We start from the raw sequence: 13,090 nt of genomic DNA, 5'->3' as shown, positions 1-13,090 counted from the left end.
CGGGTAGCCTGTCGGCCCATGCGAGCAGTTGGAGTCATTGAGTACGGCGGGCCGGAGGCTCTGGAGGTGGTGGAGTTGCCCACCCCCGAGGCCGGTCCCGGCCAGGTAAGAATTCGGGTACGAGCCACCGCGGTCAGCCCCACCGACACCCATGTGAGGGCCGGCACTCGGGCCGAGCAGCAGGCCAAGACCGGGCCGCCGCCTTATATCCCGGGCATGGACGTGGCCGGGGTGCTGGACCAGATCGGAGAGGGCGCCCAAACCGACCTACAAGTGGGCGATCATGTGATGGCCATGGTGGTGCCCATGGGATCGCACGGGGCCTACTCCGAATATGTGGTGCTGTCGGCGGAATCAGTGGCCCGGATGCCAGCAGGCTCATCGTTCGCCGAGGCCAGCACCCTGCCCATGAACGGCCTCACCGCCCGGCTCAGCCTCGACCAGCTCAACCTCCAGCCCGGGCAGACGCTGGCGGTCACCGGGGCGGCCGGGTGCTACGGCGGCTACATGGTGGAGCTGGCCAAGGCCGACGGCCTGCGGGTGATCGCTGACTCCTCCGAGGCAGACGAGGAGTTGGTGGCCTCGTTCGGCGCCGACGTGATTGTGCGCCGGGGCGACGACGTGGCTGACCGAATCCGGGAGCACGCCCCCGACGGCGTGGACGGCCTGGCCGATGGGTCGGTGCAGATGGAGCCGCTGGTGGCCGCGGTGCGCGACGGCGGAGGCTTCGCCTCGGTGCGGGGATGGCCGGGCAACGAAGAGCGAGGCATCCAGTTTCACATCACCTGGGTGTTCGCATACGACAAGGACTACGCCCGCCTCGACCGCCTTCGCCAACAGGCCGAAGACGGCCAGGTGTCCCTGCGGGTGGCCGGCACCGTTCCCATGGAGAACGCCTCAGAGGCTCACGCCCGCTTGGAAGCCGGGGGCACTCGAGGCCGCTGGGTCATCGAGTTCTAGCTGGCCCCTCGGAGCCCTTGGCGTTAAGCCCTTAGCTCAGCGCCTTGATGTCGCCGATAATCACGGCGGCGTGCTCAGCCAAGTCCTGACCCTCAAGGTCATAGGCCTTGGCCACCATGCCGTCGGGTGAGATCAGGTAGCTGATCCGCCGGGGCAGCCCATATTCGAAGTAAGGCTCGCCCTCGGCCCTCTCGGCGTCATAGGCCCGCCCGACAGCCCGGTCGGGGTCGGAGATCAGCGCGAACGGGAAGCTCTCGCCATCCACAAAGCCCTTCTGGTCCTCCACGGAGTCGAACGATGCCCCCACCACTACGGCGTTCAGGGCCTCAAACTCGGAGATTCGATCACGGAATCCCTGTCCCTGAATCGTTCAACCCTTGGTAGAAGCCTTCGGATACCACCAAAACGCCACCCAATTCCCCCGCAGATCAGCCAGCGACAGATCGTTCCCATCCTGATCCGGCGCAGTGAACTCTGGAGCCTTCGTTCCTTCACTCAACATGAGTGGCGACCCTAGTACCGGCGGCCAGAGACAGGGCAGTTGGAAGCGCCTCACTGCGAGGTGTGAAGGCCTGTGAACTTAGGATGCTCGCCATGAATCGATTCGAGGGCAAAAATGCCATCGTCACTGGAGCCAGTCGGGGTATCGGCAAGGGCATCGCCAAACGACTGGCTGCCGAAGGGGCCAATGTGGCCATCACCGCCCGAACACTGGATTCCCATCCCACCCTGTCCGGGTCGCTCAACGAGACCCTGGCCGAGCTCAACGCCCATTCCGGCACCCACATCGCCATCCAGGCCGACTTGGCCGATGCCGAAAGCCGAGCGACCATCGTGCACCAGGCTCGAGAGGCGCTGGGACCAATCGACATTCTGGTCAACAACGCCGCCGCGGCCATTTACCAGCCCATGGTTGGCTATCCGCTGAAGCGGCGCCGCCTCATGCTGGAGATCAACCTGCTGGGTCCCCACGACCTGATCGACGCGGTGCTGCCCGACATGGAAGCCTCCGGAGAGGGCTGGATCGTGAATCTCTCCAGCGCCACCGCCAACCTGGCCGTCGGCCCGCCGTTCCCCTCTGATGGCGTGAAAGGCGTGTTCGGGTTCTACGGCACTACCAAAGCGGCCCTGAACCGCATGACCAGCGCACTGGCCGTGGAACTGCACCCCCGCAACATCCGCATCAACACCATCGAGCCCCAAGCCGCGGTGTTGTCCGAGGGGGCCGATGAATTGGTGGGAAATATCCTACGACCCGACCAAATCGAGTCGATGGAGGCCATGGTGGAGGCGGCCGTGGCCCTGTGCGACTGCCCCATCGACCGCTGCGGGGAAATCCTATCCAGCCTTTCCCTACTCGACGAACTAGGCCTCACCGTCATGACCCTCGACGCCACCACCCCGTACCCCGGCGGCCACCGCCCCGTCTAGGAGCCGTTCAAACCACCCGCCTGTGGCAATTTTCACTCGGCTGCTCCGAGTGGCTCTGTCTACTCAATGGCCTCCGTGCCGAGTTCGATGGAACGGTCTCCGACGCGCACCTCGATGTGCAGGGTTCCTCCGAGGGCTTCGGTGAGCTTGCGCATTGTGGAGAGCTTGGGGTCGGTGGACCGTTCTAGCTTGGAGACACCAGCCTGGGATATGCCTAGCCGCTCGGCCAGATCGGTCTGGCTAATCCCCAAATCTTGGCGCAGATCGACCAGCTTGCACGCGAATAGCTCGGCTTCCATGTCCCGCTTGTGCCGCTCGATTTGCTCCCGAGACTTGGGATCGGCGTAGAGGGGTGCCGCGAGGTCTTTGAATTTCTTGGCCATCAAATCAATCCTTCGTCTCGCAGGGATACCAGGTGCTGGTCATAGAGGTCATCAGCTCGACGGATTGCCCGTGGGTACCACCTGGTCCATTGCCCGGACTTGTCCCCGCCCAACAAGAGGATCGCTTTCCGCAGCGGGTCGAAGGCAAAAAGAATCCGAAGTGTACTTACCCGCAGTTCCTTCATGTTGGAGTGCCGACTGCGGGCGACGGTGTCCACATAGGGGCGACCGAGGCTGGGGCCGTCGCGTATGAGCAGATCGACAGCCGCTGAGATCCGGCGCTGTTGGCCTACAACCAGTTTGCCCCACCAAATCTCGAACTGGTCGGTGTACTCGACCTCCCACATTTGGACCCTACTTCCGGATAATACAACCTACAAGTTGTTATTCGAGGGGCCGGATAGGCCGAAGCACGGGCCTCACAAGGCCGATAACCCCCCAAGCCTACTGGCCCAGGCGTCGGCCACTAACAGGAGCTAGCTAGACACCCAGCTGAGGGCTTGGAGTTCGCTGTAGGCGTGGAGGCCGTAGACGCCTCGGTCGCGGCCGATGCCGCTCATCTTGAAGCCGCCGAAGGGGGCGTGGATGTGGGGGGCCAGTGAGTTGATGCCGACGTTGCCCGACTCGATGCGCTGGCCGATCTCGAAGGCTCGGGCGGGGCTGTCGGCGAACACGTAGCTGAACAGGCCGTAGTGGCTGTCGTTGGCCAACTCCACAGCGTGGTCGTCGCCGTCGTGGGCCATTACCGCCACCACCGGCCCGAAGATCTCCTCGGTCACCACCCGCATACCTGGCTCACAATCCGCCAGCAGGGTTGGGGCCACGAAGTAACCGGGCAAGTCCGGGCGCTCACCGCCGCACAGCATGGTGGCCCCTTCGGCCACGCCGCCGGCGATGAAGTGCTCCACCCGGTTGCGATGCAGTTCGGTGATGACCGGTCCGACGATCGTCTCCCGGTCGAGCGCGTCGCCCACCTTGAGCATCCCGGCCACCGCGGTCAGCTTGTCCACCAGCTCGTCGTAGCGGGAGCGGTGGACTATAACCCGGGTGGGCGCGGTGCAGATCTGCCCGCTGTGGAGCCCCCATACCGAGGCGATGGCCCCCACCGCGGCGTCAACGTTGCAGTCGTCGGTGAGCACGCAGGCCCCCTTGCCGCCCAGCTCCATGAGCAGGCGCTTCATGGTGGCTGCTCCGGCCCTCATGATCTTGACCCCCACCGCGGACGAACCGGTGAAGCTCACCATGTTCACGTCGGGCGATCCCACGAGTCCGGCCCCCGCCGCCGCCCCCGACCCGGTGATGATGTTGACCACACCGGGGGGAAATCCGGCCTCCTCGATGATCTCCACCACCTTGATCATGGCCAGAGGATCCTGAGGCGCCGGCTTGATCACCACGGTGTTGCCCATAGCCAGCGCAGGGGCGACCTTGCCCGACACGTTGACCAGCGGGAAGTTGTACGAGGTGATGCAGGCCACCACCCCCACCGGCTGGCGGATGACATGGGCACCGGCCAAGCCGCCCGGTCCCAGCGGGTTGGCCTCCACCGGGTAGGGCGCCATTGACTCGTCCAGGTCCACCGGAATCTCGTACTGGCGGAACCGGTCACCGCACGCGGGTAGCTGCACCGCCTCGGTGATGTTGATGGTGGCCCCGGTCTCCCCCTGAAGCAGCCCGGTCAGGCCGCCGATCCGCTCGTCGATCAGGTCAGCAGCCCGGCCCAAGAGGGCACACCGCTCGGCCATCGGCGTGTCCCGCCAGCCCGGCAGGGCCGCCTTGGCCGCGGCGGCAGCGTCGTTCACCTGGGAGACGGACGCCTCGGGGGCGTGGCCGATCACCTGGGTGGTGTTGGGATCGACGATCTCGTAGGTCCCCGCCTCCGGGGTCACCCAGTCGCCTCCGATTAGCAGGCGATACTCCTCGTCGACGTTCAGCGGTTCCATTTCGGCCAGCGCCATGGCCATCTCCCCCCTTGCCGGAATGCTCGCTGCTCCAAGCGGCTAGCTTGGCTACGCGGCGATTCCGTACTTCTCCAGGCTGTACAGCTCGATGGCGTTGCCCCGCAGCAGCTTGTAGGCCTCCTCATCATCGAGTCCGGCCTGGGTGACGATCCTGGTGGCGATTTCTTTGGTGTGAGGGAACGTGGAGTCGGCATGGGGGTAGTCCACTTCGAAGGTGATCTGGTCCATGCCGATCAGGTCGCGATTCCGCAGCCCCACCTCGTCGTCGAACATGCAGCCCCACACGTGGCCCGCGATGTAAGACGACGGCGGGTTGGGCAGGTTCACCCCAAAATCGCCGTCATCGTCGTTGATCCGCTCTTCCCACAGCTTGTCCATGCGCTCGATCACATAGGGCATCCACCCCACCTGGCCCTCGCTGTAGGCCACCCGCAGGCCGGGATACCGCTCGAACACCCCGGAGAGGATGTAGTCGCACATCGAGCCCATGGCGTTGCTGAAGGTGATGGTGGAGCTGACCGCGAACGGCGCGTCGGGCGACGTGGTCGGCATCTTCGAGGAGGAGCCGATGTGCATGTTCACCACCGTCCCGGTCTCCTCGCAGGCGGCGAAGAACGGCTCCCAGAACCCGCTGGGGTCGTGGATCGACGGCAAGCCCAGGTGATAGGGGTTCTCGGAGAATGCCACCGCGAAGCTGCCCTTGTCAGCGCAGCGGTGGATCTCCTGGGCGGCGAGGTGGGCGTCCCAAAGCGGGATGATGGTCAGCGGGATAAGGCGCCCTTGGCCGTCGCCGGCACACCACTCGTCGATCATCCAGTCGTTGTATGCCTTGACGCACAAAAGGGCCAGCTCCTTGTCCTCCCGCTCGTGGAAGGTCTGGCCGCAGAACCGGGGCAGCACATTGGGAAAGCAGATCGAGGCTTCTACGTGGTTGGCCTCCATATCCTCGAGGCGCTCCTTCTGCTTCCAGCACCCTGGAAGGATCTCGTCGAACGTGACCGGGGTATTGGTGAGCGGCTCGAATCCGATGGCCGCCGAGAGCTTGGGGAACGGGTAGATCAGATCGTCGTAGAGCCACCAGTCGCCCCATGTGCCGTCGGGCGACCCCTTCTCGTAGCTGAACACCCCGCCCTCGAAGTGGAACGTGGCCTTGTCGCGCTCCACCCGGGGGCAGCGGTCGTGGTACTTGCGGGGCAAACGCTCAGTCCACAGGTCGGGCGGCTCGACCACATGGTCGTCCACGGAGATGATGCGGGGGATCTCTGCCATGGGGAGGAAGCTTACCGATGCTTTGGCTCGGGCCGTTCACTCAACGACCGGTTCTTCGCCAACGAACCCAGGCATCGCCTAGATTATTTGCCGAGCGTGCGAACCAGCGCGCACTAGGGGCGAACCATGTTTGACACCATCATCACCGGCGGAGACATTGTCGACGGCACCGGCAGCCCTCGCTATCGGGGCGACTTGGGCCTGCAAGGAGGTCGAATCTCCGCCATCGGCGATCTGAGCGCGGCTGAGGCCGCCGACACGGTGGACGCGGCCGGCAAGGCCGTGTGCCCCGGCTTCATCGACGTGCACACCCACCTCGACGCCCAGGTGTTCTGGGACACCACGCTGAGCCCGTCGCCCCTGCACGGGGTGACCAGCGTGATCGGGGGCAACTGCGGGTTCACCATCGCACCGCTCACCGATGATCCCGCCGACGGTGAGTACCTGATGCAGATGCTGGCCCGGGTGGAGGGCATGCCCCTGGAGTCGCTCCAGGTGGGGGTGCCCTGGAATTGGCGGTCCACCGCCGAGTACTTCGACGCATTCGACGGCACTCTTTCGATCAACACCGCATTCAAGGTGGGCCACTCTGCGCTCCGCCGGGTGGTTATGGGACCGGAATGCGTCAAGCGGGAAGCCACCCCCGAGGAACTGGCCCAGATGCAAGACCTGCTGAGGGCTGGCTTGGAGGCCGGCGGCTTGGGGTTCTCCTCTTCCTACGCCCGCACCCACAACGATCCGTTCGGCAACATGGTGCCCAGCCGCTACGCCAGCCGAGAGGAGCTGGTGGAACTGGCCCGGGTTTGCTCAGAGTATCCGGGCACCTCATTGGAGCTGATTCCCTGCGTCGGTCCGTTCGACGATGCCGCCATCAACTTGATGACTGACATGTCGGTGGCGGCCCAGACCCAGCTCAACTGGAACGTGATGACCGTGGCTGAGGGCAACCTCGACGAGTGCTACACCAAGCTGGAGGCCAGCGATCACGCCAAGGCCAACGGCGGCAAGGTGGTGGCCCTCACCGTGCCGATGGCCTTCTCGATTCGCCTCAGCATGGCCGGCGGCTTCGTGCTCGACGCCCTGCCCGACTGGGAGGGCGCCATGCTCGCCCCGCCCGCCGAGAAGATGGCGCTGTTGGCCGACCAGGCCGAGCGCGATCGGCTCGACGAGCTGGCCCAGCAGCCCGGGCCCCTCAAGGGACTGGCCGATTGGTCCACCAAGATCATCTTCGACACGTTCGCTCCCGAGAACGAGCAGTACCGGGGCCGCACTGTGGGCCAGATCGCCGAGGACGAGGGCAAGAAGCCGTTCGACGCCCTGTGCGACATCGTGGTGGCCGACGAGCTGAAGACCTCATTCGGCACCCCGCCGCCGGTGTCCTCCACCGAGGACTGGAAGGCCCGCATGGAAATCTGGCGGGACGGCCGGGCGGTGATCGGCGCCTCCGACGCCGGGGCCCACCTCGACCTGTTCATGACGGCCAACTACGCCACCTCGATGCTGGGCCAGTGCATGCGAGAGCGAGAACTCATCTCCATGGAAGAGGCCGTCCACCTGATGACCGACGTGCAGGCCCAGCTGTACGGCCTGAAGGATCGGGGCCAGCTCCAAGAGGGCTGGCACGGCGACGTCGTGGTGATCGACGAGTCCCAGGTGGGGGCCAAGCCCCTCACCGTGGTGGCCGACCTGCCCGCCGGCGCCCCCCGCCTGTACGGAGAGGCCGACGGCATCGACCACGTGTTCTGCAACGGCGAGGAGATTGTCCGAGACGGGCAGTTCACCGACGCCCGACCGGGCAAGCACCTCCGCAGCGGAACAGATACCGAGCGGGTAGACCTCTCCTAGACTCCAGACTTCCCCTCCCGATAGGCCCTAGGGCCCCAATCCCAATCGACCAAAAGCAAACCAGGAGCAACCATGCCCGAAGCAGTAATCGTCGCCACCTCCCGCACGCCCATCGGACGAGCAGTCAAGGGATCGCTGGTCGACGTCCGCCCCGACGACATGTCGGCGTTCATCATCGGCGACGTTCTCGGCAAAGTCCCCCAGATCGATGGGGCCGATGTCGAGGACGTGATGTGGGGCTGCGCCCAGCCCGCGGGCGAGGCCGGCTACAACATCGCCCGTTTGTCGGGGTTGTTGGCCGGCCTCGACGTGCCCGGCGTGACCGTCAACCGCTACTGCTCCTCGTCGCTTCAAACCATCCGCATGGCGGCCCACGCAGTGCGGGCCGGTGAGGGCGACGTGTTCGTGTCCGGCGGAGTGGAGTGCGTGAGCCGCTTCGCCGCCGGTGCGTCCGACCGCGGTGGCAAGAACGACAAGTTTGCCGACGCCGAGGCCCGCTCGGCCGAGCGCAGCGGCGAGGGCTCGCCAGCGTGGGAGCCTCCCGAAGGCCTGCCTGATATCTACATCGCCATGGGCCAGACCGCCGAGAACGTGGCCCAGGCCTGGAATGTGAGTCGCGAGCGCCAGGACGAGTTCGGGGTGAGGTCGCAGAACCGGGCCGAGGCCGCCCAGGAACGGGGCTTCTTCGAGCGGGAAATCACCCCTTATCCCCTGGCCGACGGCACGCTGGTGACCAAGGACGACGGCATCCGGGCCGGCACCGTGATCGAAAAGGTGTCCCAGCTCAATCCGGTGTTCCGCCCCGACGGCACCGTCACTGCGGGCAATGCCTGCCCGCTCAACGACGGGGCCGCTGCGGTGGTGGTCATGAGCGACACCAAGGCCGCCGAGTTGGGCGTCAAGCCGCTGGCCCGGATCGTGGCCTCCGGGGTGGCTGCGGTGAACCCCGAGATCATGGGCCTCGGCCCCATTCCGGCCATCACCCAGGTACTGGACCGAGCCGGCATGACCATCGACGACGTCGATCTGGTGGAGATCAACGAGGCCTTCGCCGCCCAGGTCATCCCCAGCGCCGACGAACTGGGCATCGACTACGACAAGCTCAACGTGAACGGCGGAGCTATCGCTCTGGGTCATCCCTTCGGCATGACCGGCGCCCGCATCATGGGAACCCTGCTCAATGGCCTGGAAGACGCCGACAAGACCATCGGAGTCGAGAGCATGTGCGTGGGCGGCGGCCAGGGCATGGCCATGATCGTCGAGCGGCTCAGCTAGACCCCACACCCATCAGCCGGGCCTGGTAGGCCCTCAGGCGAAGGGGTCGGTTGCCCCCGTGCGAGCCCCAGGCGTAAACGCGACCGGCATCGACACCACGCCGGTCATCAGCAGGTTGCCCGGATAGGGCTTGAACCCGTCGAGGTCGATCTCGTAATCGCCGATGCGGGCGAGTACGTCTCTCAGCATGAGCTCCGACTCGATGCGGGCAATCGACGAGCCGATGCAGCGGTGGCCGCCCAGCCCGAACGCCAAGTGCTTGTTCACCTCGCGGTCGATGCGCACCTCGTCGGGGGCATCGAACATGGCAGGGTCGTGGTTGGCCGTCACCCAGCTGATGAACACGATGTCTCCCCGCCGGATCTGACGGCCGCCCAATTCCACGTCACGGGTGGCGGTGCGGGTGAGGGTCTCACTGGGGCTGTAGTGGCGCAAGAACTCCTCCACCGCGGCAGGGATCAGGCCCGGATTCTCGATGAGCCGGGAGCGGTCCTCGGGATGGGTGCCAAGGTGGTGCAGGCCCCACGACACCAGCGAGGTGGTGGTGTCCAGGCCGCCCGCCACAAGGTTCCACATGATGGCGGTGATCTCGTCGTCGTCCAGCATCCGGCCATCCAGCGGGGAAGACACCAACGCAGTGGTGACATCGTTAGCTGGGTTGTCTCGACGGAACGCGGCGAAGTCGCGAAGCTCCCCCCACATGTCCGGTTGATGGGCGATCGCACTGAGGTACCGCTCGTCGGTGGGCTCATACGACGAGGTGGCATGAAAGAAGTCGGCGTAGTGCTGCCAGTTGGATGAGACCATGCCCATCATCTCCAGCGTCAGCACCGCGGGCACCGGCGTGGTGTAGTCAAGCACTAAGTCGGCTTCGCCCGACTCGACGATCTCGTCGAGGAACCATGCCGACACCGCCTCCATGCGGGGGCGGTTGCTCTCCACTGCGTTGATGGTCATGAGCGGGTTCAGCACCCGCCGCAGGTCGGCGTGCTCGGGGCCATCGATCTCAGACACCCCTTGGCGGGGGATGTAGCCCGGGCGGGGCACCCCGCAGATGCCCATGTAGGAGATGCCGTCGGGGGCGTCGGGCTCGTACTTGTGGGCGAACGTCTCGTTGTCTCGGGCTACTTGGGCCACTGACTCGTAGTCGGTGACCATCCAGAACCCGCCGTAGTGCTCGTTGAACACCACCGGACAGCGCGCCCGCAACTCGTCGTAGCGGCTATGGCGACCGGCAACGAACTCCGGTGTCTGATGATCGATGTCGATCGTGACCTCTGCTGCCTCGGCGTCCACGCCCGCAGCGTAGTGGCCCGCCCGGATGGTCCGGACAGCTACGAGCCGTAGACCAGCACCCCTTCGGCGTACTGTTCGGCGAATAGCTTCAGCACCTCGCCGACATCGGCGTGTCGCATGCAGTCGTCTTTGGAAAAGAGCATCTCACCGTCGACTTCGACGTCGAAGATGCCCGATGCGCCGGTCACCAAGGTCAGATCCTCGATGATGTGCTGGTAGCTCTGTAGCAAGTCCTTGGCAGCGCTCACGGCGTGCTCGGAAAAGTTTCAAGGAACTCAATAGGTGATCTTGATGCGGTGCTTTTGCGCCATGGGTGCAGGCTATCGCTGGGCTGACGACAACCCGCACATTTCTGCGACCGCTACTGTCGGAGCCCATGAACCAAGCAGCCGCCGAGGTCGGCGTGTTCGAGGCCATGCACACCCAGCGGGCGGTGCGGCGCTATTTGCCCGATGCGGTGCCCGATGAGCTGATCACCAAAGTGCTGGACGCCGCCATCCGGGCCCCTAGCGCCATCAACGGGCAGTTCGCCCGATTCGTGGTGGTCACTGATCATGAGAAGCGCCGCCGTTTGGCCGAGCTTTATCTCGAAGCCCAGCAGGAGTCGTACAACAACCCGTCGGCGGCGGGCACTGAGTGGTTGCGGGGCCAGGAAACCGGAGTCGTCGAGAAAGCCGCCAAATTCGCCCGTGAGATCGGCGACGTGCCGGTGTTCATAATCGTGTGCTCCACCCAGCGGGGGGTGAGCCATTCGATTTACCCCGCGGTGCAGAACCTCCTGGTGGCGGCCCGCAGCCTGGGGTTGGGCACGGTGCTGACCACGCTGCACACCTTCCGGGCCGACGAGGTTCGCGACGTGCTGGGCATCCCCGACGACGTCCACATCGTGTGCGGCATCCCGATGGGTTGGCCCGCGGTGCCCTTCGGCCCCGTCCGCCGTCGGCCGTTGTCAGAAGTGGCGTATTGGAACCAGTGGGAGGATCACAATGAGTGACCAAACAAGTGGGCAGAGTTTTGGCCCCTTCTCTTTGAGAGTTACCGATGGCGTCGGCTGGGTGGTTATCGACCATCCCCCCAAACAGCTCGTTGACGGCCTCTTGATCGGCGGGCTCATGGGGCTGCTCGACTCGGTTGAGGCTGATGAGCAGGTTCACGTCTTGGTGTTCGAAAGTGCCGACCCCGAGTTCTTCTTGATGCATGGCGATGTGGAGCAGATCTTGGCCATGGAGGCACCCGACGAGGTGCCGACCGAGCCCAATTTCGCCGCGGCCACGTTCGACCGCTGCCGCACCATGGGGGTGGCCACCATCGGAATGATCGACGGCGTCGCCCGGGGCGGCGGCTCGGAGTTCCTTTTGTCGCTCGACATGCGCTTTGCCGGACCTCGCACCGTGTTGGGCCAGCCCGAGGTGGCCATGGGCATTATTCCTGGGGCGAGCGGCACCCAGCGTTTGGCCCGATTGGTGGGCCGCAGCCGGGCGCTGGAGATCGTCTTGTCGGGCAACGACGTAACCGCCGAGGAGGCTGCCGCCATCGGTTACGTCAACCGGGTGCTGCCCTCCGATGAGCTCCGGGCCCACACTGCCCAAGTGGCCCGTCGCATCGCCGCCTCGCCGAGGTTGTCAATAGCCAAGGCAAAACAAGCCGTGGACGCCGCGCTGGGTCCGGTGGAGCCGGGGTTGTTGGCCGAGACCCAGGCCATGATGGCCTGCTCAGCCACCGGTCAGCACGTACCGCTGATGCAGCGATTCCTCGACGCTGGCGGCCAAACCCGCGAAACCGAGCGCGACCCCGCCGCCATGGCTGCGGTGATCGACCAGATGCTGGGGATCGACTAGCCCAGTTCCGGCCAAAGGGCCAAGGCAGTGCCTCCCAAGAATTGGGCCTGTTCGCTCTGAGTCATCCCAGCACAGGCCGCCCGGGCTTGATCAGCCAGTTCCCTATAGGGCCGGTCGTGGGTCTGGGAGTAGTCCGATCCCCACATGAGCCGGTTGAGGCCGAACTGCTCGGCCAGCCGCTCCAGCATGACTGTCGGATCGCCCGCATCCAGCACATGAGGAGTGACTTTGAGATAGAGATTCCCCAGGTGGGCATAGTCGCCGATGGTCTCGGGGGCGAACCCGCAGTGGTCGAGAGACAAGATCACATCAGGATGGGCAGCCAGAGCCTCACCCAGTGCAGGCAGATACTCAGGCACCGTGGCCGCGCTCACCCGCAGGCCGAGTCGTCGCGCGGTGTCCCAAGTGGCCTCATCGTGCAGCGGTCCTCCTCCGCCAATGGCGAAAAACCGCACACCGCCCGCCCCGGCTGCTGCCAGCCGGTCGAGCTCGGCAGGTTCGTCGACGATCACCACCGCGCTGAACGAACCGGGATAGGCCGCCCGTGCGTCCAGCGCATAGGAGTTGTCCGTGCCATAGCCACCCTGGGCCTGCACCAGCACCGCCCGGTCCACTCCGGCCGCGGCCATCTCGGCCAACAGCTCTTCGCCGGTCACCGGAGCCTCGTACACCCACTCCACCCCCGGATAGTCGGCAACCTGGAGCGGATACTTCTCAAGGTCGTCGGAGATCACGTGAGTATGAGTGTCCACTACGAGCACCCGGCTAGTTTGCTCGGCAACGCCCCCGAACGCCGATCCAAGTCGAGCGGATTGGCTACGAAAGGAGGACA

13 protein-coding genes and 1 pseudogene are annotated in these 13,090 nt (G+C 65.3%); 6 read left to right on the top strand and 8 right to left on the bottom strand.

Annotated elements, in window-relative coordinates:
• Positions 1-18: 18 nt before the first annotated feature.
• Entirely contained in the window at positions 19-960 is a 942-nt protein-coding gene (locus ACOGI7_RS04950; RefSeq protein WP_419850805.1) for an NADP-dependent oxidoreductase, read from the top strand.
• A 31-nt stretch (positions 961-991) separates the two neighbouring features.
• Here ACOGI7_RS04950 and ACOGI7_RS04945 read toward each other — a convergent pair whose 3' ends face one another.
• Entirely contained in the window at positions 992-1,462 is a 471-nt protein-coding gene (locus ACOGI7_RS04945) for a peroxiredoxin (protein ID WP_419850804.1), read from the bottom strand.
• Between the two features lie 92 nt (positions 1,463-1,554).
• Here ACOGI7_RS04945 and ACOGI7_RS04940 point away from each other — a divergent pair, with 92 nt between their 5' ends.
• Complete coding sequence (locus ACOGI7_RS04940) at positions 1,555-2,391, top strand: SDR family NAD(P)-dependent oxidoreductase (protein ID WP_419850803.1); 837 nt, start codon at positions 1,555-1,557, stop codon at positions 2,389-2,391.
• A gap of 59 nt (positions 2,392-2,450) precedes the next feature.
• On the opposite strand, the gene ACOGI7_RS04935 is transcribed toward ACOGI7_RS04940, so the two are convergent.
• From ACOGI7_RS04935 to ACOGI7_RS04920, 4 genes are all read right to left on the bottom strand, one after another.
• Entirely contained in the window at positions 2,451-2,774 is a 324-nt protein-coding gene (locus ACOGI7_RS04935; RefSeq protein ID WP_419850802.1) for a helix-turn-helix domain-containing protein, read from the bottom strand.
• Positions 2,774-3,121 (bottom strand): type II toxin-antitoxin system RelE/ParE family toxin, encoded by a 348-nt coding sequence (locus tag ACOGI7_RS04930; RefSeq protein ID WP_419850801.1) that lies wholly within the window; start codon positions 3,119-3,121, stop codon positions 2,774-2,776. Before ACOGI7_RS04930 ends, ACOGI7_RS04935 begins: the two co-directional genes overlap by 1 nt.
• Positions 3,122-3,250: 129 nt before the next feature.
• Positions 3,251-4,732, bottom strand: a complete 1,482-nt coding sequence (locus tag ACOGI7_RS04925) for an aldehyde dehydrogenase family protein (protein ID WP_419850800.1) — start codon at positions 4,730-4,732, stop codon at positions 3,251-3,253.
• 51 nt (positions 4,733-4,783) lie between these two features.
• Entirely contained in the window at positions 4,784-6,004 is a 1,221-nt protein-coding gene (locus ACOGI7_RS04920; protein WP_419850799.1) for an amidohydrolase family protein, read from the bottom strand.
• Positions 6,005-6,130: 126 nt separating this feature from the next.
• Here ACOGI7_RS04920 and ACOGI7_RS04915 point away from each other — a divergent pair, with 126 nt between their 5' ends.
• Together ACOGI7_RS04915 and ACOGI7_RS04910 are read left to right on the top strand one after the other, a co-directional pair.
• Complete coding sequence (locus ACOGI7_RS04915; protein WP_419850798.1) at positions 6,131-7,849, top strand: N-acyl-D-amino-acid deacylase family protein; 1,719 nt, start codon at positions 6,131-6,133, stop codon at positions 7,847-7,849.
• A 72-nt stretch (positions 7,850-7,921) separates the two neighbouring features.
• Positions 7,922-9,124: an acetyl-CoA C-acetyltransferase gene (locus ACOGI7_RS04910; protein WP_419850797.1), complete on the top strand. Its 1,203-nt coding sequence runs from the start codon at positions 7,922-7,924 to the stop codon at positions 9,122-9,124.
• Between the two features lie 33 nt (positions 9,125-9,157).
• On the opposite strand, the gene ACOGI7_RS04905 is transcribed toward ACOGI7_RS04910, so the two are convergent.
• Positions 9,158-10,420, bottom strand: a complete 1,263-nt coding sequence (locus ACOGI7_RS04905; protein ID WP_419850796.1) for a cytochrome P450 — start codon at positions 10,418-10,420, stop codon at positions 9,158-9,160.
• 38 nt (positions 10,421-10,458) lie between these two features.
• Positions 10,459-10,671: pseudogene (locus ACOGI7_RS04900) on the bottom strand (Rdx family protein); the annotation flags it as partial.
• Positions 10,672-10,796: 125 nt separating this feature from the next.
• Here ACOGI7_RS04900 and ACOGI7_RS04895 point away from each other — a divergent pair.
• Together ACOGI7_RS04895 and ACOGI7_RS04890 are read left to right on the top strand one after the other, a co-directional pair.
• Positions 10,797-11,414, top strand: a complete 618-nt coding sequence (locus tag ACOGI7_RS04895) for a nitroreductase family protein (RefSeq protein WP_419850795.1) — start codon at positions 10,797-10,799, stop codon at positions 11,412-11,414.
• Positions 11,407-12,258, top strand: coding sequence for an enoyl-CoA hydratase/isomerase family protein (locus ACOGI7_RS04890; RefSeq protein WP_419850794.1), 852 nt, complete (start codon positions 11,407-11,409; stop codon positions 12,256-12,258). Before ACOGI7_RS04895 ends, ACOGI7_RS04890 begins: the two co-directional genes overlap by 8 nt.
• Here the strand turns inward: ACOGI7_RS04890 and ACOGI7_RS04885 are convergent.
• Positions 12,255-13,019 carry an amidohydrolase family protein gene (locus ACOGI7_RS04885; RefSeq protein WP_419850793.1) on the bottom strand — a complete coding sequence of 255 codons (765 nt, stop codon included), beginning with the start codon at positions 13,017-13,019 and terminating at the stop codon, positions 12,255-12,257. The two genes, ACOGI7_RS04890 and ACOGI7_RS04885, sit on opposite strands and share 4 nt — an antisense overlap.
• Between the last annotated feature and the right edge of the window lie 71 nt (positions 13,020-13,090).

The sequence above is a fragment of the Candidatus Poriferisocius sp. genome, from assembly GCF_965204145.1.
Lineage (GTDB): Bacteria > Actinomycetota > Acidimicrobiia > Acidimicrobiales > Bin134 > Poriferisocius.
This window is presented reverse-complemented; position numbering and strand designations above follow the sequence as displayed.

What these genes read in the sequence shown, in the direction of transcription:
- ACOGI7_RS04925 (WP_419850800.1), bottom strand. Translation starts at nt 4,732, where the DNA reads ATGGCGCTGGCCGAAATGGAACCGCTGAACGTCGACGAGGAGTATCGC.
- ACOGI7_RS04920 (WP_419850799.1), bottom strand. Translation starts at nt 6,004, where the DNA reads ATGGCAGAGATCCCCCGCATCATCTCCGTGGACGACCATGTGGTCGAG.
- ACOGI7_RS04910 (WP_419850797.1), top strand. Translation starts at nt 7,922, where the DNA reads ATGCCCGAAGCAGTAATCGTCGCCACCTCCCGCACGCCCATCGGACGA.
- ACOGI7_RS04935 (WP_419850802.1), bottom strand. Translation starts at nt 2,774, where the DNA reads ATGGCCAAGAAATTCAAAGACCTCGCGGCACCCCTCTACGCCGATCCC.
- ACOGI7_RS04915 (WP_419850798.1), top strand. Translation starts at nt 6,131, where the DNA reads ATGTTTGACACCATCATCACCGGCGGAGACATTGTCGACGGCACCGGC.
- ACOGI7_RS04930 (WP_419850801.1), bottom strand. Translation starts at nt 3,121, where the DNA reads ATGTGGGAGGTCGAGTACACCGACCAGTTCGAGATTTGGTGGGGCAAA.
- ACOGI7_RS04890 (WP_419850794.1), top strand. Translation starts at nt 11,407, where the DNA reads ATGAGTGACCAAACAAGTGGGCAGAGTTTTGGCCCCTTCTCTTTGAGA.
- ACOGI7_RS04940 (WP_419850803.1), top strand. Translation starts at nt 1,555, where the DNA reads ATGAATCGATTCGAGGGCAAAAATGCCATCGTCACTGGAGCCAGTCGG.
- ACOGI7_RS04950 (WP_419850805.1), top strand. Translation starts at nt 19, where the DNA reads ATGCGAGCAGTTGGAGTCATTGAGTACGGCGGGCCGGAGGCTCTGGAG.
- ACOGI7_RS04895 (WP_419850795.1), top strand. Translation starts at nt 10,797, where the DNA reads ATGAACCAAGCAGCCGCCGAGGTCGGCGTGTTCGAGGCCATGCACACC.